The following is a 24,100-nucleotide window of genomic DNA, read 5'->3' on the forward strand; positions in this document are numbered from 1 at the left end:
CCCGTGCGGCCCGGGGAACCCGAGCCTCCCGCCTGGCGTTGACCAGGAGGGGAGGGTCCACTGGACGGTGGACCCCCGATCGAGCAAAGGGTTCCCCTGCCGCACCATTTGGAGGGCGTACCGTGCACCGCCGGCACAACGGGCTGAGGACCGCCGTACTCCTCGGAGGGCTCTCGGCCCTCATCATCGTCATCGGCAGCTTCTTCGGGCGTACGGGCCTGATCGTCGCGCTCTTCGTGGCGATCGGCACCAACGCGTACGCGTACTGGAACAGCGACAAGCTGGCGCTGCGCGCCATGCGGGCCCGGCCCGTGAGCGAATTCGAGGCCCCGGCCCTCTACAAGATGGTCCGGGAGCTCTCCACCCAGGCGCGCCAGCCCATGCCACGGCTGTACATCTCGCCCACCCAGGCGCCGAACGCCTTCGCCACCGGCCGCAACCCGCGCAACGCGGCCGTGTGCTGCACCGAGGGCATCCTCGCCATCCTCGACGAGCGCGAGCTGCGCGGGGTCATCGGCCACGAGCTCAGCCACGTCTACAACCGGGACATCCTGATCTCCTCCGTCGCCGGCGCGCTCGCCTCCGTGATCATGTTCCTGGTGAACTTCGCCTGGCTGATCCCCGTCGGCCGGTCCAACGACGACGACGGCCCCGGCCTGCTCGGCATGTTGCTGATCATGATCCTGGGCCCGATCGCCGCCTCCGTGATCCAGCTCGCCATCTCCCGCTCCCGCGAATACGAGGCCGACGCCTCCGGCGCCCAGCTCACCGGCGACCCGCTCGCCCTCGCCAGCGCCCTGCGCAAGCTGGAGGCGGGCACCAAGCAGCTCCCGCTGCCCCCCGAGCCGAAGATCGAGACCGCGAGCCACATGATGATCGCGAACCCGTTCCGCCCGGGACAGGGGATCTCGAAGATGTTCTCCACCCACCCGCCGATGGCCGAGCGCATCGCCCGGCTCGAACAGATGGCAGGCCGCCGCCCGTGAAGACACTCCTGAACGTCATCTGGCTGGTCCTCTGCGGATTCTGGATGTTCCTCGGCTACATGCTGGCCGGCGTCCTGCTCTGCATCACGATCATCGGCATCCCCTTCGGCCTCGCCGCGTTCCGGATCGGCCTCTACGCCCTGTGGCCCTTCGGCCAGACGGTCGTCGACCGCCGCGACGCGGGCGCCCCCTCCTGCGTGGGCAACGTGCTCTGGCTGGTGCTCGCCGGCTGGTGGCTGGCCCTCGGCCACATCACCACCGGCATCGCCCTCTGCATCACGATCATCGGCATCCCGCTCGGCATCGCGAACTTCAAGATGGTGCCGGTCTCGCTGCTGCCGCTGGGCAAGGAGATCGTCCCCACGGACCAGGCCTACGGCTACCCGGCCCGCTAGTGCGCAGACCGCCGCACCCGAAGTACGCGCTGCTCGCCGGTGCCGACCTGCTCGCCCTCTGCGCCGACGTCGAGGGCCTCTTCGCCGAGCCCGCGCCGCCCGCCCGCGCCCGCTACGAGCTGCGCGGCTGCGAGCCGCGCGGCCCCCTCGGGCGGGCCGTCACCCAAGCCGTCGTCGAGGGCACCGCGCCCCAGGGCGAGCTCCACGTGCGCACCGCCGACGGCGTCCTCGGCCTCCAGGACGTCCGGGTCCTCGGCATCCGGGGCGACGTCGTCACGATCGAGGCCCGCACCCCGCCCGCGCGGGAGCGCGACCGTCGGGACGCCGTGGACTGCGCCCACCTGATACGGGTCTCCCCCGAGGAGCCGGAGGAGACCACCCACACCGAGGTCACCTTCCTCGGCTGCGCCCCGCGCGGGGCGCTGCGAGACGCCGTGGCGGCCGGCCGGGGCCTCGCCGCCCCCGTGACCTTCCAGCGCCTCGCCCAGGCCGGCACGGCCGCCTTCGGCGCCAGGGGCGCCCGGATCACCGGCTGGGCCCCCTCCGCGCGGGACGCGGACGCCGGGGATACCGGGGATACCGGGGATACCGGGTACGCGGACGCCGGGGGCGCGCGGGACGGACTGCTCGACGTGACCGTCCTCGTCGACCGCCGCGACCTGCGCCCGCCCGCCGTCGCCGGCATCTGGGAGCTGTGGTGGCGGGACCGTCCCGAGGAGCCCGGCACCTGGGCCCGCTTCCCCGCCGGGACCCGCGGCGCGTGGCTGGAGCAGGCCAGGCGCCACTCCGAGGTGCCGGACCCGCCGGCCGACACGTACCACCTCGACGGCGCTCACGTGGTGGACGCGGACTCCTTCTGGTGCGCGCTGGGGGAGGCCTTCCTGGGCCCCGGCGGCTATCTCGCGGAGGACCTGGACCAGCTGCACCCGCCGTTCGAGCCGGGCACCACCCTGGTCTGGCACGACGCCGAGGTCGCCCGCACCTGCCTCGGCGTCGTCCCGCGCGCGCGGAACCGGCCCCCGACCTTCGAGGAGATCGTCGTCGCGCTGGCCTGCTCGGGCGTCACGGTCGAGTTCGCCTGACGGCGCCCACCACGGCGTACGCGACCGTCCCCGCCGCCAGCGCGCCCACCCCGGCCAGCACCGCGCCCATGGGCAGCGCGAAGGCCAGCACCCCGCAGCCGAGCAGCCCGAGGGCGGCCAGCGGACGCTCGCGCGGGCCCAGCGTCCAGGCGGCGGCGTTGGCGACCCCGTAGTACGCGAGGACGGCGAACGACGAGAAGCCGATCGCGGCCCGCACGTCGCCCGTCGCCGCCACCGCGGCCACCACCGCGCCCACCGCGAGCTCCGCGTGGTGCGGCACCTTGAAGCGGGGGTGCACGGCGGCGAGCGGGGCCGGCAGATAGCCGTCCCTGGCCATGGCGAGGGCGGTCCGGGAGACCCCGAGGATCAGCGAGAGCAGCGCGCCCAGGGCGGCCAGCGCCGCACCCGCCGTCACGAAGGGCACCAGCGCCGGGGCGCCGGCCGCGCGGGCGGCGTCGGCGAGCGGGGCGGCGGAGGCGGCGAGCCCGGGGGAGCCGAGGACGGCGAGGGCGCCGACGGCGACGGCCGCGTAGACGGCGAGGGCGAGGCCCAGCGCGATCGGCACCGCGCGCGGGATGGTCCGGGCCGGGTCGCGGACCTCCTCGCCGAGCGTCGCGATCCGCGCGTACCCGGCGAAGGCGAAGAAGAGCAGCCCGGCGGCCTGGAGCACCCCGCCGCTGCGCACGTCCTGGTCGAGCCCGAGCAGTTCGGCGCGCCCGGCGCCGAAGGAGACGGTCACGACGGCGGCGAGCACGGCGAGGACGGCGGCGACGATCACCCGGGTGAGGAGCGCGGACTTGCGCACGCCCCGGTAGTTCACGGCGGTGAGCGCGACGACGGCGGCGACGGCGACCGCGTGCGCCCGCTCCGGCCACAGGTAGGCGCCCGCGGTGAGCGCCATCGCCGCGCAGGAGGCGGTCTTCCCGGCGATGAAGGCCCAGCCCGCCAGGTAGCCCCAGAACGGGCCGAGCCGCTCCCGCCCGTAGACGTAGGCGCCGCCGGACGCGGGGTACCGGGCGGCGAGCCGGGCCGAGGAGAGGGCGTTGCAGTACGCGACGAGGGCCGCCGCCGCGAGGGCCGGCAGGAGCCCGGTACCGGCCGCGTGGGCCGCCGGGCCGAGCGCCGCGAAGATCCCGGCGCCGAGCATCGAGCCGAGCCCGATGACGACGGCGTCGAACACCCCGAGGGTGCGGCGCAGTTCCTGTGTCATGGGCCGCACCCTAGCCAGCGCGGCAACCGCGACGGCCGACAGGGCGTCCTTCATGGCATGAGCATCATCAGTTGGATCGTTCTCGGCCTGCTCGCCGGCGTCATCGCCAAGATCCTGCTGCCCGGACGCGACCCGGGCGGCCTGATCGGCACGACGCTGATCGGCGTCGTGGGCGCCTTCCTCGGCGGCTGGCTGTCGGCCCGCTTCCTGGACCGCCCGATCGACGCGGACTTCTACGACGGCGCCACCTGGCTCTCGGCCATCGGCGGCTCCCTGGTCCTGCTGATCGCCTACCGGGTCCTCCTCGGCCACTCGCGCGAGCGCTGAACCCGCGTCACAGCCCGGTCTCGCGCAGGGTGATGTTCAGCCGCCCGGTGAGCCCGAGACCGGGCTCGGCCGTCCCCGCGTAGACCTTGGGCACCCCGTGGTACGCGCGCCGGGACGGCCCGCCGAAGACGAACAGGTCCCCGGAGACCAGCTCCACGTCGGTCCACGGCCGGCCGCGGTCCTCGGCGTTCCCCAGCCGGAACACGCACGTGTCGCCGAGGCTCAGCGACACCACCGGCGCGGGGGAGCGCTCCTCCCGGTCCTGATGCATCCCCATCCGCGCCCCGTGCGCGTAGTGGTTGACCAGCGCGGTGTCCGGCGCGAAGCCGCCGTGCCCGCCGTACGCCTCGACCAGCGCCGCCCGCCCCAGCCCGGCCAGCCAGCCCGGCAGTTCGACGGCGACGCCGTCCAGGTAGCGGTACGGCTCCCAGCGCCGGCCCAGACACAGCGAGCGCACCGACATCACGCCGCCGCCGGGCAGCACGGTGTGCCGGTACGGGGCGGCCCGCCCGAACTCCCGGCAGGCGTCGACCAGTTCCCGCTGCCGCGCGAACGGCAGCCACCCCGGCACATGCACCGCCCCGGGCGCCGGCTCGGCGCGCTCGCGCGGGAACAGCCCTTCGCCCACGGTCACACCTGCGCGTCCCAGAAGCCGCGGGTGCCCAGCGGCACCACGGGCAGGTGGTCGTCCCGTCGCTCGGTCTCGAAGAAGTCGAGCTCCGTGGGGTCCAGGTCCAGGGCCTCGCAGATCTCCTCGTGGAGCAGGACGAAGTTCATGAAGCGCTCTTCCTTCCACTCCTCGTACTCGTCCTTGTCGCGGACGAGGTCGGCGAGCTTGAGGTCGAAGACGTCGTCGGCCCACCGCCGGTGCCAGCCGAAGACGTACTCGGCGGCCTCGGCGACGCCCTCGCCGCCCAGCTCGCCCAGCTTGTCGGTGGCCGCGCGGGCGACCGACGCCGCCCTGAGGCAGTCCCGGAGGTTGGCGACCGGCGGGACGGCCGTCGAGGAGAAGCCGAAGGCCGCGCTCAGATGGGAGATGGTCTTCCGCCACGCCTCGGCCTTCGCCTGGAAGTGCCGGTAGGACCGGATGAGGCCCGCCCTCGGGGAGGGATCCTCGGGCGCCACGCTGTTGGGGTCCGGGAGCCGCAGCAGCTCCTTGTAGCGGAACACGGCCTGGCGGTCGATGTCGCCGCGGTCGAAGCGGGTGTGGCAGTTCGGGCACAGGACGATCATGTTGTGGAACTCGTGCCTGCGGACGCGGCGGTACGGCACGATGTGCGCGATCTCCAGCGGGGTCGCGCGGCAGGTCGGTATCGCGCAGCGGTGCCCGGACTCGACGAAGAGCTGTCGTGCCAGCGGACGGGGCACCGAGGTGCGGGAGGCGGCCATGGAGGCAGCCTAGGCGGCGGCACCGACAGCGCGGCGGGGCCGACAGCCCGCCGGGGCCGGGACGCGGCGGGGACGGGACGCGGCGGGGCCGGGACGCGGCGGGGCCGGGACGCGGCGGGGCCGGGACGCGGCCACCCCTCGGCCGCGGTGCGGGAGGGGTGGCTCCGGGCGGCCCGGGCCGGACCGTCGCGTCAGCGGTAGTTCACGAACTGCAGGGCGAAGTCGAAGTCCTTGCCCTTGAGCAGCGCGATGATCTCCTGGAGGTCGTCCCGGCTCTTCGAGCTGACCCGCAGCTCCTCGCCCTGGACCTGCGCCTTGACGCCCTTGGGGCCCTCGTCGCGGATGACCTTGGAGACCTTCTTGGCGTTCTCCTGGGAGATGCCCTCCACGATCGAGGCGAAGAGCTTGTACTCCTTGCCGGACAGCTGCGGCTCGCCCTCCACGTCCAGCGACTTCAGCGAGATGCCGCGCTTGATCAGCTTGCTCTGGAGGATGTCGAGGATCGCGTTGACCCGCTCCTCGCCGTTCGCCTCCATGAGGATCTTCTCGCCCGACCACTTGATCGAGGCGTTGGTCCCCTTGAAGTCGTAGCGCTGCTGGATCTCCTTGGCAGCCTGGTTGAGGGCGTTGTCGACCTCCTGCCGATCGACCTTGGAGACGATGTCGAAACTGGAGTCGGCCATGACGTGAGGCTCCTTGCTCGGATGCGTTCGGTACAGCGCAAAGCGTAGCCACCCGGACCGCCGCGAACCCGTGATCAATCCAGTGGCGGAGCACCCCTGGGGATCGGGTATTGTTTACGTCGTTGCCAAGGAGCACCGCCGAAAAGCGGCCAACCGAAGCAGCGATCCCATGGCGGTGTGCCCGAGTGGCCAATGGGAGCGGACTGTAAATCCGTCGGCTTAGCCTACCCAGGTTCGAATCCTGGCGCCGCCACATGGAAGAGACGGCCCCGATCAGCGGAAACGCGGATCGGGGCCGTTTCGCGTCCCCGCCGCCCGAAAGCCCCCGGCCCAGCCCGGTGCGGCCCAGCCCGGCTCAGCGCAGCCCGGCTCAGCCCAGCTCCGCGCGGACCCGGTGCAGATACGCGAAGTCGTGCTCGTCGCGGCGGGCCCGCAGCGGACGGACCGGGGACGTGGCCACGTTGATCGCGTACGCGCCCGCCGTCGCCGCCGCCACCGTGGCCCAGCCCGGGAGCGCCGCCGCGCCGCCCGCCGCGCCCGCCAGGGCCACCGCCACCGTCACCAGCCGGGTCCGCCAGGCCAGCCGCAGCGCCCTGCCCGCCGCCCGGTAGTCCGCCGCCGCCACGGCCAGCTCGCGCTCCAGCTCCCCCAGCACCTCGGCCGGGTGGGCGTAGTCCCGGCGCAGCTCGCCCAGCAGGCGGTGCACCGCCCGCAGCAGCCGGTGCCGCTCGTCCGCGTGGCGCTCCCGGAAGGCCAGCAGCTCCGGGAGCGGGGTGCCGGGGGCCGGCAGGGGCAGCAGGCGGCCGAGCTCGACCTCGTAGCCGCGCCCCGGCTCGCCGGAGGCCAGCTCCCGCGCGGCCCGGTGCGCGAGCGGGCGGTCGGTGTACGGGATGTACGCCGTGCTGCCCCGGCTCGCCCCCGCCGCCATGATCCGCGCCGTCGCCCCGATGACCGTGTGCGCGGCCGCCGGCGTCACCGCGAGCGACCAGCGTCCCGGCAGCCGGGTGCCGAGCCCCAGCGCGAGCACCTGCTCCTCCACGCGCCACGACCACTTCGTGGCGTGGACGCAGGCGTCGAACGGCTCCGGGTCCACCGCCTGACGGGCCGCCAGCCGGTGCAGCTCGTCCCCGACCCGCTCCCACAGCTCCGGGTCGAACAGGCCGGACGCGGAGAAGCCGTACGGGCTCATCGGCCGGTACAGCCCCCGCTCCCGCAGCTCGCGCAGCTCCGGGCTGGTCGCCGCCCGCGCCACCTCGCGGTCGCGCGGGGCGACGGACGCGAGGCCGTCCCAGTACAGCAGCGACTCGTGCACGACCTCCGTCGGCGGCGAGACGAGCGGGTAGTAGAGCAGGACGCGCATGGGCGGGACCCCCCGGTACGGCGTGGAGGGTCCAACCTACGCCCGCCGCCGGTCAGTTGCCCGCGATGTCCTTCACCGCGACCGTCACCGGGACGGAGCCCGAGACCAGCTCCAGGGTCAGGCCCGCCGTCGCCGGGGTCTCCAGCAGCTCGGCCAGCACCGCCGCCACGTCGTCGCGCGGGACCGGCCCCCGGCCGGTCCGGGCCTCCAGCCGGACCAGGCCCGTCCCGGCGTCGTCGGTGAGCATCCCGGGCCGCAGGACCGTCCAGTCGAGGCCCGCGCGGGAGCGCACGGCATCGTCGGCGGCGCCCTTCGCCCGCAGGTACGCGTCGAAGACGGCGTCGCCCTCGTGGGCCGCGTCGGCGCCCATCGACGACACCACCACGAAGCGGCGCACGCCCGCCCGTTCGGCCGCGTCCGCGAAGAGGACCGCCGCCGCGCGGTCCACCGTGTCCTTGCGGTCCGCGCCGCTGCCCGGGCCCGCGCCCGCCGCGAAGACGGCCGCGTCCGCGCCCGTCAGGACCCCGGCGAGCTCGGCCGAGGAGGCCGACTCCAGGTCCATGAGCACCGGTTCGGCGCCCGCCTCCCGCAGGGCCTCGCCCTGTTCCGGGCGGCGGATCAGGCCCACCGGCTCGTGCCCGCCCGCGGCCAGCAGCCGTTCGAGGCGCAGGGCGATCTGTCCGTGTCCACCAGCGATGACTACGCGCATACTCCCGACCGTACGGCTCAGCGGGCCGCGCCGCCGCCCGGATCGGGCCGCTCAGGGCGTGTCTGCCTCGGCAGGTCCAGCGCCGCAGCCGAGTCGCAGTACTCGCGCACCGCGCTGGTCCGCGCCACCACCCGCCCCCGGTGCACCACGATCCGGCTGTACGCGAGGGACAGCACGCCCGCCAGCCGCTCGCCCCGCACCGCCAGCAGCTCCGCCGGGAAGCCCGCCTCCACCCGCACCTCCGGGAGCCCCATCGCCGCCCGCGCGTCCGCGCTCACCGCCGCGTACGCCACCCCGGGCGGCAGCCCGCCCAGCGAGGCCAGCAGATAGGCGGCCTCCAGCGGGTCCCCGCGCCCCACCGGGTTCGAGACGTCCCGCAGCGCCCCGCTGCCCGCCGCGACCCGCACCCCGGCCGCCCGCAGCAGCCGCACCGGGGCGGTGCCGCGCCGCTCGGTCTCCCCGCAGCCGCCCTGGGGGAGCGTGACCACCGTCACCCCGGCGGCCGCGAGCCGGTCAGCCGCCTGCCGGGCCGCCTCCGGAGCCAGCCGGCCGAGCCCCGCGCAGGGCCCGATCGTCACCCCGGGCCGCAGCCCCCCGGCCATCGCGGCGAGCCGGGCCAGCCGCCCGGGGTCCTCGCCGTCCGTGTGCAGGTCCACCGGGCAGCCGTGCTCGGCGGCCACCTCCAGCACCGCCTCCACGTATCCGGTCGGGTCCGGGTCCAGGTCCGGGCAGCCGCCGACCACCCCCGCGCCCATCTTCACCGCGTCCCGCAGCATCGCGAGCCCGTCCGCCCCGGCCGCCCCGGTGAGCAGCCGGGGCACCGCCACGGCCGTCAGGTCGACCAGGCCGCGCAGCGAGCGCCTGGCCTGGAGGACGGCCTCCAGCGGCCCGAGGCCGTGCACGTCCCCGATCCGCACCTGGGCGCGCTGCGCGGTCGCCCCGTGCCCGAGCTGGAACAGCGCCGCCTCGGTGGCCCTGCGCTGGACCTCCTCGGGGGCGTACGAGACGGGGCCGGGGGAGTCGGCGGTGAGGGCGGTGTCGGCGTGCGCGTGGGGCTCGGCGGGCGCGGGCAGCAGCAGATAGCCGGCGAGGTCGACCCGGGCGCCGACGGCGGGGAGGCTGCCCGCCGTGCCGACCGCTTCGATCCGCCCGCCGCCGAGCCGTACGTCGACGGTGCGTCCGTCGGTCAGCCGCGCGTTGCAGAGCAGCAGCGACGTGGTGTCGGCGGTGGCCGCGGCCCGGTCCTCGGGCGACGGCTGGGGCTGCTTGCTGTCGGCTGACAATCGGGCTCCTCCGGCTCCGGGCCACCGCTGGCCAAGATCAAGATCACTCAGCGTGGGCCCGAGCCTAGGGGCGCCCGCGGTCGCCTTCGAGGAGGAGCGCAATAGTCGTACTGATGAGGGCACGTGTGGCCTAGGAGGCGCCCGGGAACAGGCCGCGCGGAGGGCCGGGGAAACGGATTTGGGTGATGGGCCGAGGAGCGTGTAATGTCTTCCTCGCTCGCCCCAATAGCTCAGTCGGTAGAGCGTCTCCATGGTAAGGAGAAGGTCTACGGTTCGATTCCGTATTGGGGCTCTGGTGAGAAGGATCCCGCCTTCGGGCGGGGTCCAGATCATCAAAGCGGTGTAGCTCAGTCGGTAGAGCAAGCGGCTCATAATCGCTGTGTCACCGGTTCAAGTCCGGTCACCGCTACACGCAGTAGCCGATTGTGGGGTCGGTCCTACGATCGGCTACTATTTTCTGCGTTCAATCCGTCTATCCGTCCGTCAAGGAGCACTCACGTGGCTGCCACCGACGTCCGCCCGAAGATCACGCTGGCCTGCGTGGAGTGCAAGGAGCGGAACTACATCACCAAGAAGAACCGGCGTAACAACCCGGACCGTCTTGAGATGAAGAAGCACTGCCCTCGCTGCAACTCGCACACCGCGCACCGCGAGACGCGTTAATCAGGCTCGTACACGAGGCCGTCCCCTCTGGGGACGGCCTCGTGGCGTTTGTACAGGCAACACACCAGGAGGTAGCGAGCCCATGGCGCTCGACCAGTCCTTCGTGGGCCGGACGTATCCGCCCACCGCGCCGTACGAAGTCGGCCGCGAGAAGATCCGCGAGTTCGCGGAGGCGATCGGCGACGCGAATTCCGCGTACACCGACCAGGAGGCCGCCAAGGCGCTCGGCCACCTGGACGTGATCGCCCCGCCGACCTTCGTCTTCGCGATCACCTTCAAGGCCGCCGGCCAGGTCATCGAGGACCCGCAGCTGGGCCTGGACTACAGCCGCGTGGTGCACGGCGACCAGAAGTTCGCCTACACGCGCCCCGTGCGCGCCGGCGACCGCCTCTCGGTCACCTCGACCATCGAGGCGATCAAGTCGCTGGCCGGCAACGACATCCTGGACATCCGCGGCGAGGTCCACGACGAGACCGGCGAGCACGTCGTGACCGCCTGGACCAAGCTGGTGTCCCGCGCGCCCGAGGAGGCCCGGCCGTGACCGCGAAGATCGCTTACGACGAGGTCGAGACCGGCACCGAGCTGCCCGCGCGGTCCTTCCCGGTGACCCGCGCCACACTCGTCCGGTACGCGGGCGCCTCCGGCGACTTCAACCCGATCCACTGGAACGAGAAGTTCGCCAAGGAGGTCGGCCTCCCCGACGTCATCGCCCACGGCATGTTCACCATGGCCGAGGCGATCCGCGTCGTCACCGACTGGGCCGGCGACCCCGCCGCCGTCGTCGAGTACGGCGTCCGCTTCACCAAGCCCGTCGTCGTCCCCAACGACGCCGACGGCGCCCTGGTCGAGGTCTCCGCCAAGGTGGCCGCCAAGCTGGAGGACGGGCTGGTCCGCGTGGACCTCACCGCGACCTCGGCCGGCCAGAAGGTGCTGGGCATGAGCCGGGCCGTGGTCCGGCTCGCCTGACCCCGGACACGCCACGGGCCCCTTCCGCACGGGAGGGGCCCGTACCCTTGAGCCCGTGCAGCAGCTCAACGACGCCCCCCTCGCGCCCCTGACCACCTTCCGGCTCGGCGGGCCCGCCACCCGGCTCGTCACCGCGACCACGGACGACGAGGTGATCGCCGCCGTCCGCGAGGCCGACGGCTCCGGCACCCCGCTCCTCGTCATCGGCGGCGGCTCCAACCTGGTCATCGGCGACAAGGGCTTCGACGGCACCGCCCTGCACATCGCCACCACCGGCTTCGCCCTCGACGGCACCCGCCTGGAGCTCGCCGCCGGCGAGGTGTGGACGGACGCCGTCGCGCGGACCGTCGAGGCCGGGCTCGCCGGGATCGAGTGCCTTGCCGGCATCCCCGGCTCCGCGGGCGCCACCCCCATCCAGAACGTCGGCGCCTACGGCCAGGACGTCTCCGCCACCGTCACCGAGGTCGTCGCGTACGACCGGCGGGCCGGGGAGACGGTCACCCTCACCAACGCCGAGTGCGCCTTCTCGTACCGGCACAGCCGCTTCAAGGAGCAGCCCGACCGGTACGTCGTGCTGCGGGTCCGCTTCGCGCTGGAGGACGCCGACGGGATGTCCGCGCCGATCGCCTACCCGGAGACCGCCCGCGCCCTCGGCGTCGGGGCCGGCGACCGGGTGCCGCTCGCGAGGGCCCGGGAGACCGTGCTGCGGCTGCGGGCCGGCAAGGGCATGGTGCTGGACCCGGCGGACCACGACACCTGGTCGGCGGGCTCCTTCTTCACCAACCCGATCCTGACGGCGGAGCAGTACGAGACCTTCGTCACCCGGGTCGCCGACCGGCTCGGCCCCGACACCGCCCCGCCCGCCTACCCCGCGGGCGCGGACGGCGCCGTGAAGACCTCGGCCGCCTGGCTGATCGACAAGGCCGGCTTCGTGAAGGGCTACGGCTCCGGGCCCGCCCGGATCTCCACCAAGCACACCCTCGCCCTCACCAACCGGGGCGAGGCCACCACCGAGGACCTGCTCGCCCTCGCCCGCGAGGTCGTCGACGGGGTCCGGGACGCCTTCGGGATCACCCTCGTCAACGAGCCCGTGACCGTCGGCGTGGCCCTCTAGGACAGGCCCTGGGCGATGCCCGGGGCGGCCGGTGCCGCCAGCCAGGCGTCGATGTCGGCGAGCAGGCGGCCCCGGACGTCCTCGGGGGCCGCCGAGCCCCGTACGGACTGGCGGGCCAGCTCCGCCAGCTCCGCGTCGGTGAAGCCGTGGTGGACGCGCGCGAGCTCGTACTGCGCCGCCAGCCGCGAGCCGAACAGCAGCGGGTCGTCGGCGCCCAGCGCCATCGGCACCCCCGCGTCGAAGAGCGTCCGCAGCGGCACGTCCTCCGGCTTCTCGTACACCCCGAGCGCCACATTGGACGCCGGGCACACCTCGCAGGTCACCCCGCGCTCGGCCAGCTTCCGCAGCAGCCGAGGGTCCTCCGCCGCCCGGACGCCGTGCCCGACCCGCGACGCCCGCAGGTCGTCCAGGCAGTCCCGTACGGACGCGGGGCCGGTCAGCTCGCCGCCGTGCGGGGCCGCCAGCAGCCCGCCCTCGCGCGCGATGGCGAAGGCCCGGTCGAAGTCGCGGGCCATGCCCCGGCGCTCGTCGTTGGAGAGTCCGAAGCCGACCACGCCCCGGTCCGCGTACCGCACCGCCAGCCGGGCCAGCGTGCGCGCCTCCAGGGGGTGCTTCATGCGGTTCGCGGCGACAAGCACCCGCATCCCGAGCCCGGTCTCCCGCGCGGCCGCGTCCACCGCGTCCAGGATGACCTCCATGGCCGGGATCAGCCCGCCGAGCAGCGGGGCGTACGAGGTGGGGTCGACCTGGATCTCCAGCCAGCCCGAGCCGTCCCGGACGTCCTCCTGGGCCGCCTCGCGGACCAGCCGCTGGATGTCCTCGGGCTCACGCAGGCAGGAGCGGGCGAGGTCGTAGAGCCGCTGGAAGCGGAACCAGCCGCGCTCGTCGGTGGCCCGCAGCTTCGGCGGGGTCCCGCTCTTGAGCGCCTCGGGGAGGTGCACCCCGTACTTGTCGGCCAGTTCGATCAGGGTCGCGGGCCGCATCGAGCCCGTGAAGTGCAGGTGCAGATGGGCCTTCGGCAGGGTGGCGAGATCGCGGTAAACGTGCTCCATCGACTGATCTTGCCGCACACGAATGGACGAGAACAGTCCCTTTCCCCGATCGGGACCCCGCTAGAACGCACAAACGGGCCCCCGGTTCCGTGGAACCGGGGGCCCGCCGCCCAGATGCCGGGCGTCTGCTCAGTCGGTGGCCTCGGCCAGCAGCTTCTGGATCCGGGACACGCCCTCCACCAGGTCCTCGTCGCCGAGCGCGTACGACAGGCGCAGGTAGCCCGGGGTGCCGAAGGCCTCGCCGGGGACGACCGCGACCTCGGCCTCGTCCAGGATCAGCGCGGCCAGCTCGACGGAGCTCTGCGGGCGCTTGCCCCGGATCTCCTTGCCGAGCAGCGCCTTCACCGACGGGTACGCGTAGAACGCGCCCTCGGGGGTCGGGCAGTAGACGCCCTCGATCTCGTTGAGCATCCGCACGATGGTCTGGCGGCGCCGGTCGAAGGCGGTGCGCATCTCGGCGACCGCGTCCAGGTTCCCGGAGACGGCGGCCAGCGCGGCGGCCTGGGCCACGTTGCTCACGTTGGAGGTGGCGTGCGACTGGAGGTTGGTCGCGGCCTTCACGACGTCCTTGGGGCCGACGATCCACCCGACCCGCCAGCCGGTCATCGCGTACGTCTTGGCGACGCCGTTGACCACGATGCACTTGTCGCGCAGCTCGGGCAGGATCGCCGGCAGCGAGGTGAACTTCGCGTCGCCGTAGACCAGGTGCTCGTAGATCTCGTCGGTGAGGACCCACAGGCCGTGCTCGACGGCCCAGCGGCCGATCGCCTCGGCGTCCGCCTCGCTGTAGACCGCGCCGGTCGGGTTCGAGGGGGAGACGAAGAGGACGACCTTGGTCCGCTCCGTACGCGCCGCCTCCAGCTGCTCGACCGAGACCCGGTAGCCCGTGGTCTCGTCGGCCACGACCTCCACCGGGACGCCGCCCGCGAGGCGGATCGACTCCGGGTACGTGGTCCAGTACGGGGCCGGGACGATGACCTCGTCGCCCGGGTCCAGGATCGCGGCGAAGGCCTCGTAGATCGCCTGCTTGCCGCCGTTGGTCACCAGCACCTGGGAGGCGTCGACCTCGTAACCGGAGTCGCGGAGCGTCTTGGCGGCGATCGCGGCCTTCAGCTCGGGCAGGCCGCCGGCGGGCGTGTAGCGGTGGAACTTCGGGTTCCGGCAAGCCTCCACGGCCGCCTCGACGATGTAGTCGGGGGTCGGGAAATCGGGCTCACCGGCGCCGAAGCCGATCACCGGGCGCCCGGCGGCCTTGAGGGCCTTGGCCTTGGCGTCGACGGCGAGGGTGGCGGACTCGGAGATCGCACCGATGCGGGCGGAGACCCGACGCTCGGTGGGAGGGGTAGCAGCGCTCATACGGCCCATCGTCCCAGACCTCGAACGGGCCCGGCACACAGGTTTCACGGAGCGGACAGGAACGGTCATTCCCGGTCGTACACGCCGTCCCGGGGGCCTCGCGGGAGGGCCGGACGCAGGTCGGAGCCGTTTCTGTTCGACGTGGGGCCCTCCGACCACGTACACTCACTGCTCGTTGGCCCCGCACCGACCACATCTCACGATGCGGTAGGTTGGGGGACGCCACAAAGGGTCGTAGCTCAATTGGTAGAGCACCGGTCTCCAAAACCGGCGGTTGGGGGTTCAAGTCCCTCCGGCCCTGCTACACACACCGCCAGGCTGTGTGCGCATGTTGTACGTACTTCATTGCACCGCCGTGCGGCTCCACCCATCCGGGCGCGGCACGGCCACGACCCGGAATCAGGTGAAAGATCGTGACGGACGCCGTAGGCTCCATCGACATGCCTGATGCCGAAGACGCCACCCCGGAGTCGAAGAAGAAGACCCGGAAGGGCGGCAAGCGCGGAAAGAAGGGCCCTCTGGGCCGTCTCGCGCTGTTCTACCGCCAGATCGTCGCGGAACTCCGCAAGGTCGTCTGGCCCACGCGAAGCCAGCTGTCGACGTACACCACTGTGGTGATTGTCTTCGTTGTCATCATGATCGGCCTTGTGACCGTGATTGACTATGGCTTCCAGGAAGCAGTCAAGTACGTCTTCGGCTGACTTTTTGTTCCACCCCATCTGTATCGCAGGAAGAAGCAGCCACCGTGTCTGACGCGAACCTGAACGACGCCTTCGAGTCCGAGTCCGTCGAGGACGAGCTGGACATCGTCGAGGCTGCCGACGAGGACCAGGCCGACGCTGCTGACGCCGAGGCCGGCGAGGCCGCCGAGGAGTCCGCGATCCACGCCGAGGCCGACGAGGAGTCGGACGAGGACGAGGCCGCCGAGGCCACCGAGGGCTCCGACGAGGAGTCCGAGGACGGCGAAGAGGGCGAGTCCGAGGAGTCCGACGAGGACGAGGACGCCGAGCCCGCCGCTCCGGTCGACCCGATCGCCGCGCTCCGCGAGGAGCTCCGCACGCTCCCCGGCGAGTGGTACGTCATCCACACCTACGCGGGCTACGAGAAGCGCGTGAAGGCGAACCTGGAGCAGCGTGCCGTCTCGCTGAACGTCGAGGAGTTCATCTACCAGGCCGAGGTCCCCGAAGAGGAGATCGTCCAGATCAAGAACGGCGAGCGCAAGAACGTCCGGCAGAACAAGCTGCCCGGTTACGTTCTCGTCCGCATGGATCTGACGAACGAGTCCTGGGGCGTCGTCCGCAACACCCCCGGCGTCACCGGCTTCGTGGGCAACGCCTACGACCCGTACCCGCTGACCCTGGACGAGATCGTCAAGATGCTCGCCCCGGAGGCCGAGGAGAAGGCCGCCCGCGAGGCCGCCGAGGCCGAGGGCAAGCCGGCTCCGGCCCGCAAGGTCACCGTCGAGGTCCTGGACTTCGAGGTCGGCGACTCGGTCACCGTCACCGACGGCCCCTTCGCGACCCTCCAGGCGACGATCAACGAGATCAACGCCGACTCGAAGAAGGTCAAGGGCCTCGTCGAGATCTTCGGTCGCGAGACCCCGGTCGAGCTCAGCTTCGACCAGATCCAGAAGAACTGATCTTCACAGGTTTCCGACCAGGTCAGAGTGGCTCACAGCCGCTCTGACCTGCTCGGTTTTTAGCCGCACGTCTATACCCGTTATCGTTGTGCGGTATGCCTCCGTCCGGACGACCGGATGGATCGGCTGAAAACTCTCACTAGGACCCGGAGAGAGCACATGCCTCCCAAGAAGAAGAAGGTCACGGGGCTTATCAAGCTCCAGATCAACGCCGGTGCGGCCAACCCGGCCCCGCCGGTCGGCCCCGCGCTCGGTCAGCACGGCGTCAACATCATGGAGTTCTGCAAGGCCTACAACGCCGCGACCGAGTCGCAGCGTGGCATGGTCGTGCCGGTGGAGATCACGGTCTACGAGGACCGTTCCTTCACCTTCATCACCAAGACTCCGCCGGCCGCCAAGCTGATCCTCAAGGCCGCTGGTGTGGACAAGGGCTCCGGCGAGCCGCACAAGACCAAGGTCGCCAAGCTCACGGCCGCCCAGGTCCGCGAGATCGCCACGGTCAAGCTCCCCGACCTGAACGCCAACGACCTGGACGCCGCGTCCAAGATCATCGCTGGCACCGCCCGTTCCATGGGCATCACGGTCGAGGGCTGATCAGCCCCCTCGTTCGACCACAGTGGTAGGGCCTGCGCCGGCCCGCACCACGACTCCACCCCTGAAACACACCAGGAGCAGCAGTGAAGCGCAGCAAGTCCCTCCGCGCTGCGGACGCGAAGATCGACCGGGAGAAGCTCTACGCCCCGCTCGAGGCCGTCCGTCTCGCCAAGGAGACCGCCACCACCAAGTTCGACAGCACCGTCGAGGTGGCCTTCCGTCTGGGTGTCGACCCGCGCAAGGCCGACCAGATGGTCCGTGGCACCGTGAACCTTCCGCACGGCACCGGTAAGACCGCCCGGGTCCTGGTCTTCGCGACCGGTGACCGTGCCGAGGCCGCGATCGCCGCGGGCGCCGACATCGTCGGCTCCGACGAGCTCATCGACGAGATCTCCAAGGGCAACCGCCTGAACGAGTTCGACGCCGTCGTCGCCACCCCGGACCTCATGGGCAAGGTCGGCCGCCTCGGCCGTGTCCTCGGCCCGCGTGGTCTCATGCCGAACCCGAAGACCGGCACCGTCACCCCCGATGTCGCGAAGGCTGTCAACGACATCAAGGGCGGCAAGATCGAGTTCCGCGTCGACAAGCACTCGAACCTGCACTTCATCATCGGCAAGGTGTCCTTCGACGACGCCCAGCTGGTGGAGAACTACGGCGCGGCCCTGGAGGAGATCCTCCGTCTGAAGCCGTCCGCCGCCAAGGGTCGCTACATCAAGAAGGCCGCCATCGCCACCACGATGGGCCCCGGCATTCCGGTCGACTCGAACCGCACCCGCAACCTCCTCGTCGAGGAGGACCCGGCCGCGGTCTGAGTCTCCTGACTCGAGCGTCCTGAAACCGCCCCTCACGGCTCTCCGGAGCCGTGAGGGGCGGTTTTCTCATTCCTGTGTTGTCGGTCCCGTGCGTTACGGTGCTGGAGACCGAAAAACTTTGCGAACGCATTAAAGAATGAGTGGGGTGGGGACGCATGAGCATGTCCGCATGGAAGCGCGCGGGCGTCTCGCTGGCCGTCGTGGCCGTCATCGGCGGCGTGGCCGGCTGTCAGGACGGTGACGCCGACAAGCCCGCCGAGGGCAAGAAGGCCGCGGGCTCGGGCCAGAAGGCGCAGACCCGGGACGAGACGGCCAAGGCGCTCCAGGCCGCGTACCGCAAGACCTCGGACATCAAGTCGGCCAAGGTCACCATGACCATGGACATCGCGGGCGCCCCCGACGGCAACGGGACCATGCGGATGACCGGCGTCCAGGGCTGGAACCCGGCCGCCATGGATCTCACCATGACGGGCTCCGCCCTCACCGCCGGTGACCCGAGCGCGCCCAAGGAGATGCGCATGGTCATGCTCGACCAGGTCATGTACATGGACATGGGCGAGAAGGCCGCCGCCGAGATGGACGGCAAGCGCTGGATGAAGCTGGACATGAAGGCCGCCGCCGAGGCCTCCGGCGACAAGGCCCTGCAGAAGCAGATGACCGGCGGCATGGAGAGCATGAACCAGGACCCGGCGCAGCAGCTCGCCCTGCTCCTGGAGTCGCCGAACCTGAAGCACATCGGTGCCGAGAAGATCGACGGCGCCGAGGCCCAGCACTACAAGGGCGCGCTCACCGTCGAGCAGATGCTGGCCAGCAACAAGCAGTCCGAGGTGCTGACCGCCAAGGAGCGCCAGGACCTCGTCGCCGGGGTCAAGAAGGCCGGCCTCAAGGGCTACGACACCGACATCTGGGTCAACGCCGACGGCTACCCGGTCCGCATGGTCGTCGACATGGCGATGGACAAGGGCACGGTGAAGATGCGCGCCGACTACTCGGACTACGGGGCCAAGGCGACCGTCCAGGTCCCGCCGGCCAAGGACACCTTCGACCTGTTCGAGATGATCAAGGGTGCCCAGCAGGGCTGATTTGCCCCGCGCCGCCCCCGTCACGTACTCTTCCACAGAAGCCAAAGACCGCTGGTCGTCGCTGCGCCCCTCTAGGTGCGGTGGCCGAAGGATTCGCTGAGTGGCGAACGACCCGCGCAGGTGACTGTGGATGAGTTCCCGGATTTCGATTCGGTCGAGCTGAGCCCCGAGCGCCTGCGCCCGGGGCGTTTTGTTTTGTTCAGTCCCTTCCGAGCGGTCACATCACCCGGAAGGAGGCCGACGCTCATGGCAAGGCCCGACAAGGCTGCCTCGGTGGCCGAGCTCGCGGACCAGTTCCGTGGCTCGAACGCCGCTGTGCTGACCGAGTACCGGGGTCTCACCGTGGCGCAGCTCAAGACGCTGCGCCGTTCGCTCGGTGAGAACGCCCAGTACGCCGTGGTGAAGAACACGCTGACCAAGATTGCGGCCAACGAGGCCGGGATCACCGCACTGGACGAGCACTTCGCTGGTCCGACCGCGGTCGCCTTCGTCACCGGTGACCCGGTGGAGTCGGCGAAGGCTCTGCGTGACTTCGCCAAGGAGAACCCGAACCTCATCATCAAGGCCGGTGTCCTTGACGGTAAGGCTCTCTCCGCCGACGAGATCAAGAAGCTCGCGGACCTCGAGTCCCGCGAGGTTCTGCTCAGCAAGCTGGCCGGTGCCTTCAAGGGCAAGCAGTCCCAGACTGCTTCGCTCCTCCAGGCGCTGCCGTCGAAGTTCGTCCGCACCGCGGAGGCGCTTCGCGTCAAGCTCGCCGAGCAGGGCGGTGCCGAGTAATTCGGCTCGCGTAATGATCCGCTCGCACACGTGAGCGGGTCGCAGCGGGCCGTTACGCCCGCCTTTACATACATCCGGCACCTGCCGAATTAGTGGAAGGATCGCCCATCATGGCGAAGCTCTCTCAGGACGACCTCCTCGCCCAGTTCGAGGAGATGACCCTCATCGAGCTCTCCGAGTTCGTGAAGGCCTTCGAGGAGAAGTTCGACGTCACCGCCGCCGCGGCCGTCGCCGTTGCCGGCCCGGGTGCCCCGGTCGCCGCCGAGGCCGCCGAGGAGCAGGACGAGTTCGACGTCATCCTCGAGGGTGCCGGCGACAAGAAGATCCAGGTCATCAAGGTCGTGCGCGAGCTCACCTCCCTGGGCCTCAAGGAGGCCAAGGACCTCGTCGACGGCACCCCGAAGCCGGTCCTCGAGAAGGTCGCGAAGGAGGCCGCCGAGAAGGCTGCCGAGTCCCTCAAGGCCGCCGGCGCCTCCGTCACGGTCAAGTAAGGCCGTTTCGGCTCGCTGAGCTGACTCTCGCCCCCGTGTAACGCGGAGGCATCGAAAGGCGATCATCCATCTGGGTGGTCGCCTTTCGGCGTTCCCAGGGACCGCGTGGCGGCGGTCGTCCGGGGCTCCCGGCGCGGAGTATGGTGATCTTCGCCGTGCGCCGCGCAGGGGCGGGGGCCTTGACGAACCGCACGCAGCGCGCAATTCTCAGGACGCGTCGTCACATCGATCCGTATCCGAGGCATGGATCGGCGACCGAACGGGCAGTATCGAGGTGCGCCGCACGGCGCGAGGTACCGCGGAGTTGAGAACAACGAGGGTTGCGAAGAACTCGCCCTGGACATCAGTGGGCCAAGTGGCTACACTGTCCCTTTGCGCTGCCTGTTAACTGCCCCCTGCCCGTCACCAGGGGCATCCCCTCGCAACCGCTTCGCTGGTCGACCCACTCTGACCTGGCCTTTCAGCCACATCGGGACACGTCTTCCAACAAGCTCCGCTTGGGACCGGTACGCGCGTAGTGAGTCCGAGCCCTCGGAAGGACCCCCTCTTGGCCGCCTCGCGCAACGCCTCGACCAATACGAACAACGGCGCCAGCACCGCCCCGCTGCGCATCTCCTTTGCAAAGATCAAGGAGCCTCTCGAGGTTCCGAACCTCCTCGCGCTCCAGACCGAGAGCTTCGACTGGCTGCTCGGCAACGCTGCCTGGAAGGCTCGCGTCGAGGCCGCCCTTGAGTCGGGACAGGACGTCCCCACGAAGTCCGGTCTGGAGGAGATCTTCGAGGAGATCTCCCCGATCGAGGACTTCTCCGGGTCGATGTCGCTGACCTTCCGCGACCACCGCTTCGAGCCGCCGAAGAACTCGATCGACGAGTGCAAGGACCGTGACTTCACCTACGGTGCCCCGCTCTTCGTGACCGCCGAGTTCACGAACAACGAGACCGGCGAGATCAAGTCCCAGACGGTCTTCATGGGCGACTTCCCGCTCATGACCAGCAAGGGCACCTTCGTCATCAACGGCACCGAGCGCGTCGTCGTGTCGCAGCTCGTCCGTTCCCCCGGTGTCTACTTCGACTCCTCCATCGACAAGACGTCCGACAAGGACATCTTCTCCGCCAAGATCATCCCGTCCCGGGGTGCCTGGCTGGAGATGGAGATCGACAAGCGCGACATGGTCGGCGTCCGCATCGACCGCAAGCGCAAGCAGTCCGTCACCGTCCTCCTGAAGGCGCTCGGCTGGACCACCGAGCAGATCCTGCAGGAGTTCGGCGAGTACGAGTCCATGCGCGCCACCCTGGAGAAGGACCACACCCAGGGTCAGGACGACGCGCTGCTCGACATCTACCGCAAGCTGCGTCCGGGCGAGCCGCCGACCCGTGAGGCCGCGCAGACGCTGCTCGAGAACCTGTACTTCAACCCGAAGCGCTACGACCTCGCGAAGGTCGGCCGCTACAAGGTCAACAAGAAGCTGGGTGCGGACGAGCCGCTGAACGCCGGTGTCCTCACCACCGACGACGTCATCGCCACGATCAAGTACCTGGTCAAGCTCCACGCGGGCGAGACCGAGACGATCGGCGCCAGCGGCACGGAGATCGTCGTCGAGCCCGACGACATCGACCACTTCGGCAACCGTCGTCTGCGCAACGTCGGCGAGCTCATCCAGAACCAGGTCCGCACGGGTCTGGCTCGTATGGAGCGCGTCGTGCGCGAGCGCATGACCACCCAGGACGTCGAGGCGATCACGCCGCAGACCCTGATCAACATCCGGCCGGTCGTCGCCTCCATCAAGGAGTTCTTCGGCACCAGCCAGCTGTCGCAGTTCATGGACCAGAACAACCCGCTGTCGGGTCTGACGCACAAGCGTCGTCTCTCGGCGCTGGGTCCCGGCGGTCTGTCCCGTGAGCGGGCCGGCTTCGAGGTCCGAGACGTGCACCCGTCCCACTACGGACGCATGTGCCCGATCGAGACCCCCGAAGGCCCGAACATCGGTCTGATCGGTTCGCTCGCCTCGTACGGCCGGATCAACCCCTTCGGCTTCATCGAGACGCCGTACCGCAAGGTCGTCGACGGCCAGGTCACCGACGAGGTCGACTACGTCACCGCCGACGAGGAGGACCGCTTCGTCATCGCCCAGGCGAACGCGACCCTGAACGACGAGCTCCAGTTCACCGAGCCGCGCGTCCTGGTCCGTAAGCGTGGCGGCGAGGTCGACTACGTCGAGCCCTCGGACGTGGACTACATGGACGTCTCGCCGCGCCAGATGGTGTCGGTCGCGACCGCGATGATCCCGTTCCTCGAGCACGACGACGCCAACCGTGCCCTCATGGGCGCGAACATGATGCGTCAGGCCGTCCCGCTGATTAAGTCGGAGTCCCCGCTCGTCGGCACCGGCATGGAGTACCGCTGCGCCACCGACGCCGGCGACGTGCTCAAGGCCGAGAAGGACGGTGTCGTCCAGGAGCTGTCGGCCGACTACATCACGGTCGCCAACGACGACGGCACGTACATCACGTACCGCCTGCACAAGTTCTCCCGCTCGAACCAGGGCACCTCGGTCAACCAGAAGGTCGTCGTCGACGAGGGCGACCGGGTCATCGAGGGCCAGGTGCTGGCCGACGGTCCCGCCACCGAAGACGGCGAGATGGCGCTCGGCAAGAACCTGCTCGTGGCGTTCATGCCGTGGGAGGGCCACAACTACGAGGACGCGATCATCCTGTCGCAGCGCCTCGTGCAGGACGACGTCCTCTCCTCGATCCACATCGAGGAGCACGAGGTCGACGCCCGTGACACCAAGCTGGGCCCCGAGGAGATCACCCGGGACATCCCGAACGTCTCCGAGGAGGTCCTCGCCGACCTCGACGAGCGCGGCATCATCCGCATCGGGGCGGACGTCGTCGCCGGCGACATCCTCGTCGGCAAGGTCACGCCCAAGGGCGAGACCGAGCTGACCCCCGAGGAGCGCCTGCTCCGCGCGATCTTCGGTGAGAAGGCCCGTGAGGTCCGTGACACCTCGCTGAAGGTCCCGCACGGCGAGATCGGCAAGGTCATCGGCGTCCGCGTCTTCGACCGCGAGGAGGGCGACGAGCTTCCCCCTGGTGTGAACCAGCTGGTCCGCGTCTACGTCGCCCAGAAGCGCAAGATCACCGACGGTGACAAGCTGGCCGGCCGTCACGGCAACAAGGGTGTCATCTCCAAGATCCTCCCGATCGAGGACATGCCGTTCCTTGAGGACGGCACCCCGGTCGACATCATCCTGAACCCGCTGGGTGTCCCGTCCCGAATGAACCCGGGACAGGTCCTGGAGATCCACCTCGGCTGGCTCGCCAGCCGCGGCTGGGACGTCTCCGGTCTCGCCGACGAGTGGGCGCAGCGCCTCCAGGCCATCGGTGCCGACCAGGTCGCCCCCGGCACCAACGTCGCCACCCCGGTCTTCGACGGTGCGCGTGAGGACGAGCTCGCGGGTCTGCTCCAGCACACCATCCCGAACCGCGACGGCGAGCGCATGGTGCTCCCGACCGGTAAGGCGCGCCTGTTCGACGGCCGCTCCGGCGAGCCGTTCCCGGACCCGATCTCGGTCGGGTACATGTACATCCTCAAGCTCCACCACCTGGTCGACGACAAGCTGCACGCGCGTTCGACCGGCCCGTACTCGATGATCACCCAGCAGCCGCTGGGTGGTAAGGCCCAGTTCGGTGGCCAGCGCTTCGGTGAGATGGAGGTGTGGGCGCTGGAGGCTTACGGCGCCGCGTACGCCCTCCAGGAGCTGCTGACGATCAAGTCCGACGACGTGACCGGCCGCGTGAAGGTCTACGAGGCCATCGTCAAGGGCGAGAACATCCCTGAGCCCGGCATCCCCGAGTCCTTCAAGGTGCTCATCAAGGAGATGCAGTCCCTGTGCCTCAACGTGGAGGTGCTGTCCTCGGACGGCATGTCCATCGAGATGCGCGACACCGACGAGGACGTCTTCCGCGCAGCGGAGGAGCTCGGCATCGACCTGTCCCGGCGCGAGCCGAGCAGCGTCGAAGAGGTCTGACGGGAGTCCGGACGGGGACTCGGTGCAGTCCACCGAGTCCCCGGCCGGCCCCAGGACCCCCGTATCAGACCCACAGCCTTACAACCCTGAGAGGGATTGA

Annotated in this window: 25 protein-coding genes and 4 tRNA genes; 20 read left to right on the forward strand and 9 right to left on the reverse strand. The window is 70.8% G+C overall.

Annotated features, from left to right (window positions below):
* The first annotated feature begins 122 nt into the window (after positions 1 to 122).
* From htpX to ACZ6J5_RS02025, 3 genes are read left to right on the forward strand one after another with little or no spacing between them, the layout of a single operon-like run.
* Complete coding sequence (htpX, locus tag ACZ6J5_RS02015; protein ID WP_469386699.1) at positions 123 to 986, forward strand: zinc metalloprotease HtpX; 864 nt, start codon at positions 123 to 125, stop codon at positions 984 to 986.
* The gene (locus ACZ6J5_RS02020) at positions 983 to 1,381 is read left to right on the forward strand and encodes a YccF domain-containing protein (RefSeq protein WP_469386701.1); all 399 of its coding nucleotides are present in this window, start codon (positions 983 to 985) and stop codon (positions 1,379 to 1,381) included. The genes htpX and ACZ6J5_RS02020 overlap by 4 nt, the downstream gene beginning before the upstream one ends.
* Positions 1,381 to 2,463 (forward strand): barstar family protein, encoded by a 1,083-nt coding sequence (locus ACZ6J5_RS02025; protein ID WP_469386703.1) that lies wholly within the window; start codon positions 1,381 to 1,383, stop codon positions 2,461 to 2,463. The genes ACZ6J5_RS02020 and ACZ6J5_RS02025 overlap by 1 nt, the downstream gene beginning before the upstream one ends.
* On the opposite strand, the gene ACZ6J5_RS02030 is transcribed toward ACZ6J5_RS02025, so the two are convergent.
* A complete protein-coding gene (locus tag ACZ6J5_RS02030) occupies positions 2,444 to 3,673 on the reverse strand; it encodes an APC family permease (RefSeq protein ID WP_469386705.1) in 1,230 nt (409 codons plus the stop codon). The genes ACZ6J5_RS02025 and ACZ6J5_RS02030 overlap by 20 nt on opposite strands.
* A gap of 57 nt (positions 3,674 to 3,730) precedes the next feature.
* On the opposite strand from ACZ6J5_RS02030, the gene ACZ6J5_RS02035 reads away from it, so the two are divergent.
* On the forward strand, positions 3,731 to 4,000 hold the full coding sequence (locus ACZ6J5_RS02035; RefSeq protein WP_469386707.1) for a GlsB/YeaQ/YmgE family stress response membrane protein: 270 nt from the start codon (positions 3,731 to 3,733) through the stop codon (positions 3,998 to 4,000).
* Between the two features lie 7 nt (positions 4,001 to 4,007).
* Here the strand turns inward: ACZ6J5_RS02035 and ACZ6J5_RS02040 are convergent, their stop codons facing one another.
* The 3 genes from ACZ6J5_RS02040 to ACZ6J5_RS02050 all read right to left on the reverse strand — a co-directional run bounded on the left by ACZ6J5_RS02040 (position 4,008) and on the right by ACZ6J5_RS02050 (position 6,072).
* On the reverse strand, positions 4,008 to 4,628 hold the full coding sequence (locus ACZ6J5_RS02040; protein WP_469386709.1) for an alpha-ketoglutarate-dependent dioxygenase AlkB family protein: 621 nt from the start codon (positions 4,626 to 4,628) through the stop codon (positions 4,008 to 4,010).
* A 2-nt stretch (positions 4,629 to 4,630) separates the two neighbouring features.
* The gene (locus ACZ6J5_RS02045; RefSeq protein ID WP_469386711.1) at positions 4,631 to 5,389 is read right to left on the reverse strand and encodes an HNH endonuclease; all 759 of its coding nucleotides are present in this window, start codon (positions 5,387 to 5,389) and stop codon (positions 4,631 to 4,633) included.
* Positions 5,390 to 5,580: 191 nt separating this feature from the next.
* Positions 5,581 to 6,072 carry a YajQ family cyclic di-GMP-binding protein gene (locus ACZ6J5_RS02050; protein ID WP_469386712.1) on the reverse strand — a complete coding sequence of 164 codons (492 nt, stop codon included), beginning with the start codon at positions 6,070 to 6,072 and terminating at the stop codon, positions 5,581 to 5,583.
* A gap of 171 nt (positions 6,073 to 6,243) precedes the next feature.
* Here ACZ6J5_RS02050 and ACZ6J5_RS02055 point away from each other — a divergent pair.
* A tRNA-Tyr gene (locus tag ACZ6J5_RS02055) sits at positions 6,244 to 6,325 on the forward strand.
* A 117-nt stretch (positions 6,326 to 6,442) separates the two neighbouring features.
* On the opposite strand, the gene ACZ6J5_RS02060 is transcribed toward ACZ6J5_RS02055, so the two are convergent.
* From ACZ6J5_RS02060 to ACZ6J5_RS02070, 3 genes are read right to left on the reverse strand one after another with little or no spacing between them, the layout of a single operon-like run.
* The gene (locus tag ACZ6J5_RS02060) at positions 6,443 to 7,432 is read right to left on the reverse strand and encodes a DUF6236 family protein (RefSeq protein WP_469386714.1); all 990 of its coding nucleotides are present in this window, start codon (positions 7,430 to 7,432) and stop codon (positions 6,443 to 6,445) included.
* Positions 7,433 to 7,484: 52 nt separating this feature from the next.
* Positions 7,485 to 8,141 (reverse strand): NAD(P)H-binding protein, encoded by a 657-nt coding sequence (locus ACZ6J5_RS02065; RefSeq protein ID WP_469386716.1) that lies wholly within the window; start codon positions 8,139 to 8,141, stop codon positions 7,485 to 7,487.
* Between the two features lie 17 nt (positions 8,142 to 8,158).
* Positions 8,159 to 9,424, reverse strand: a complete 1,266-nt coding sequence (locus ACZ6J5_RS02070) for an amidohydrolase family protein (protein WP_469386718.1) — start codon at positions 9,422 to 9,424, stop codon at positions 8,159 to 8,161.
* Positions 9,425 to 9,643: 219 nt separating this feature from the next.
* Here ACZ6J5_RS02070 and ACZ6J5_RS02075 point away from each other — a divergent pair.
* From ACZ6J5_RS02075 to ACZ6J5_RS02100, 6 genes are all read left to right on the forward strand, one after another.
* Positions 9,644 to 9,716 (forward strand) — tRNA-Thr (locus ACZ6J5_RS02075).
* A 44-nt stretch (positions 9,717 to 9,760) separates the two neighbouring features.
* A tRNA-Met gene (locus ACZ6J5_RS02080) sits at positions 9,761 to 9,833 on the forward strand.
* 89 nt (positions 9,834 to 9,922) lie between these two features.
* Entirely contained in the window at positions 9,923 to 10,087 is a 165-nt protein-coding gene (gene rpmG / locus ACZ6J5_RS02085; protein WP_003956487.1) for a 50S ribosomal protein L33, read from the forward strand.
* Between the two features lie 82 nt (positions 10,088 to 10,169).
* A complete protein-coding gene (locus tag ACZ6J5_RS02090) occupies positions 10,170 to 10,628 on the forward strand; it encodes an FAS1-like dehydratase domain-containing protein (RefSeq protein WP_469386720.1) in 459 nt (152 codons plus the stop codon).
* Positions 10,625 to 11,053 carry a MaoC family dehydratase gene (locus ACZ6J5_RS02095; protein WP_469386722.1) on the forward strand — a complete coding sequence of 143 codons (429 nt, stop codon included), beginning with the start codon at positions 10,625 to 10,627 and terminating at the stop codon, positions 11,051 to 11,053. The genes ACZ6J5_RS02090 and ACZ6J5_RS02095 overlap by 4 nt, the downstream gene beginning before the upstream one ends.
* Positions 11,054 to 11,108: 55 nt before the next feature.
* The gene (locus ACZ6J5_RS02100; protein ID WP_469386723.1) at positions 11,109 to 12,167 is read left to right on the forward strand and encodes a UDP-N-acetylmuramate dehydrogenase; all 1,059 of its coding nucleotides are present in this window, start codon (positions 11,109 to 11,111) and stop codon (positions 12,165 to 12,167) included.
* Here ACZ6J5_RS02100 and ACZ6J5_RS02105 read toward each other — a convergent pair.
* Together ACZ6J5_RS02105 and ACZ6J5_RS02110 are read right to left on the reverse strand one after the other, a co-directional pair.
* On the reverse strand, positions 12,164 to 13,219 hold the full coding sequence (locus ACZ6J5_RS02105; RefSeq protein WP_469386724.1) for an adenosine deaminase: 1,056 nt from the start codon (positions 13,217 to 13,219) through the stop codon (positions 12,164 to 12,166). The genes ACZ6J5_RS02100 and ACZ6J5_RS02105 overlap by 4 nt on opposite strands.
* A 129-nt stretch (positions 13,220 to 13,348) precedes the next feature.
* On the reverse strand, positions 13,349 to 14,575 hold the full coding sequence (locus ACZ6J5_RS02110) for a pyridoxal phosphate-dependent aminotransferase (protein WP_469386725.1): 1,227 nt from the start codon (positions 14,573 to 14,575) through the stop codon (positions 13,349 to 13,351).
* A gap of 228 nt (positions 14,576 to 14,803) precedes the next feature.
* Here ACZ6J5_RS02110 and ACZ6J5_RS02115 point away from each other — a divergent pair.
* The 9 genes from ACZ6J5_RS02115 to rpoB all read left to right on the forward strand — a co-directional run bounded on the left by ACZ6J5_RS02115 (position 14,804) and on the right by rpoB (position 24,000).
* Positions 14,804 to 14,876: transfer RNA gene (locus tag ACZ6J5_RS02115), tRNA-Trp, on the forward strand.
* A 112-nt stretch (positions 14,877 to 14,988) separates the two neighbouring features.
* On the forward strand, positions 14,989 to 15,276 hold the full coding sequence (gene secE, locus ACZ6J5_RS02120; RefSeq protein ID WP_362468480.1) for a preprotein translocase subunit SecE: 288 nt from the start codon (positions 14,989 to 14,991) through the stop codon (positions 15,274 to 15,276).
* A 44-nt stretch (positions 15,277 to 15,320) separates the two neighbouring features.
* Complete coding sequence (nusG, locus tag ACZ6J5_RS02125; RefSeq protein WP_469386726.1) at positions 15,321 to 16,214, forward strand: transcription termination/antitermination protein NusG; 894 nt, start codon at positions 15,321 to 15,323, stop codon at positions 16,212 to 16,214.
* Between the two features lie 159 nt (positions 16,215 to 16,373).
* Positions 16,374 to 16,808, forward strand: a complete 435-nt coding sequence (rplK, locus tag ACZ6J5_RS02130; protein ID WP_030318720.1) for a 50S ribosomal protein L11 — start codon at positions 16,374 to 16,376, stop codon at positions 16,806 to 16,808.
* A gap of 83 nt (positions 16,809 to 16,891) precedes the next feature.
* On the forward strand, positions 16,892 to 17,620 hold the full coding sequence (rplA, locus tag ACZ6J5_RS02135) for a 50S ribosomal protein L1 (protein WP_469386727.1): 729 nt from the start codon (positions 16,892 to 16,894) through the stop codon (positions 17,618 to 17,620).
* Between the two features lie 155 nt (positions 17,621 to 17,775).
* A complete protein-coding gene (locus ACZ6J5_RS02140) occupies positions 17,776 to 18,702 on the forward strand; it encodes an SCO4651 family lipoprotein (RefSeq protein ID WP_469386728.1) in 927 nt (308 codons plus the stop codon).
* 246 nt (positions 18,703 to 18,948) lie between these two features.
* Positions 18,949 to 19,479, forward strand: a complete 531-nt coding sequence (gene rplJ / locus ACZ6J5_RS02145; RefSeq protein WP_365321149.1) for a 50S ribosomal protein L10 — start codon at positions 18,949 to 18,951, stop codon at positions 19,477 to 19,479.
* A gap of 110 nt (positions 19,480 to 19,589) precedes the next feature.
* The gene (gene rplL, locus ACZ6J5_RS02150) at positions 19,590 to 19,970 is read left to right on the forward strand and encodes a 50S ribosomal protein L7/L12 (RefSeq protein WP_361165928.1); all 381 of its coding nucleotides are present in this window, start codon (positions 19,590 to 19,592) and stop codon (positions 19,968 to 19,970) included.
* Between the two features lie 547 nt (positions 19,971 to 20,517).
* The gene (gene rpoB / locus ACZ6J5_RS02155) at positions 20,518 to 24,000 is read left to right on the forward strand and encodes a DNA-directed RNA polymerase subunit beta (protein WP_469386729.1); all 3,483 of its coding nucleotides are present in this window, start codon (positions 20,518 to 20,520) and stop codon (positions 23,998 to 24,000) included.
* Positions 24,001 to 24,100 lie beyond the last annotated feature (100 nt).

The sequence above is a fragment of the Streptomyces sp. NPDC042100 genome (genome assembly GCF_055582325.1).

Coding starts and splice junctions, on each gene's coding strand:
- ACZ6J5_RS02030 (WP_469386705.1), bottom strand. CDS start 3,673: ATGACACAGGAACTGCGCCGCACCCTCGGGGTGTTCGACGCCGTCGTC.
- ACZ6J5_RS02035 (WP_469386707.1), top strand. CDS start 3,731: ATGAGCATCATCAGTTGGATCGTTCTCGGCCTGCTCGCCGGCGTCATC.
- ACZ6J5_RS02045 (WP_469386711.1), bottom strand. CDS start 5,389: ATGGCCGCCTCCCGCACCTCGGTGCCCCGTCCGCTGGCACGACAGCTC.
- ACZ6J5_RS02050 (WP_469386712.1), bottom strand. CDS start 6,072: ATGGCCGACTCCAGTTTCGACATCGTCTCCAAGGTCGATCGGCAGGAG.
- ACZ6J5_RS02060 (WP_469386714.1), bottom strand. CDS start 7,432: ATGCGCGTCCTGCTCTACTACCCGCTCGTCTCGCCGCCGACGGAGGTC.
- ACZ6J5_RS02065 (WP_469386716.1), bottom strand. CDS start 8,141: ATGCGCGTAGTCATCGCTGGTGGACACGGACAGATCGCCCTGCGCCTC.
- ACZ6J5_RS02090 (WP_469386720.1), top strand. CDS start 10,170: ATGGCGCTCGACCAGTCCTTCGTGGGCCGGACGTATCCGCCCACCGCG.
- ACZ6J5_RS02105 (WP_469386724.1), bottom strand. CDS start 13,219: ATGGAGCACGTTTACCGCGATCTCGCCACCCTGCCGAAGGCCCATCTG.
- ACZ6J5_RS02110 (WP_469386725.1), bottom strand. CDS start 14,575: ATGAGCGCTGCTACCCCTCCCACCGAGCGTCGGGTCTCCGCCCGCATC.
- rplK (WP_030318720.1), top strand. CDS start 16,374: ATGCCTCCCAAGAAGAAGAAGGTCACGGGGCTTATCAAGCTCCAGATC.
- ACZ6J5_RS02140 (WP_469386728.1), top strand. CDS start 17,776: ATGAGCATGTCCGCATGGAAGCGCGCGGGCGTCTCGCTGGCCGTCGTG.
- rplJ (WP_365321149.1), top strand. CDS start 18,949: ATGGCAAGGCCCGACAAGGCTGCCTCGGTGGCCGAGCTCGCGGACCAG.
- rplL (WP_361165928.1), top strand. CDS start 19,590: ATGGCGAAGCTCTCTCAGGACGACCTCCTCGCCCAGTTCGAGGAGATG.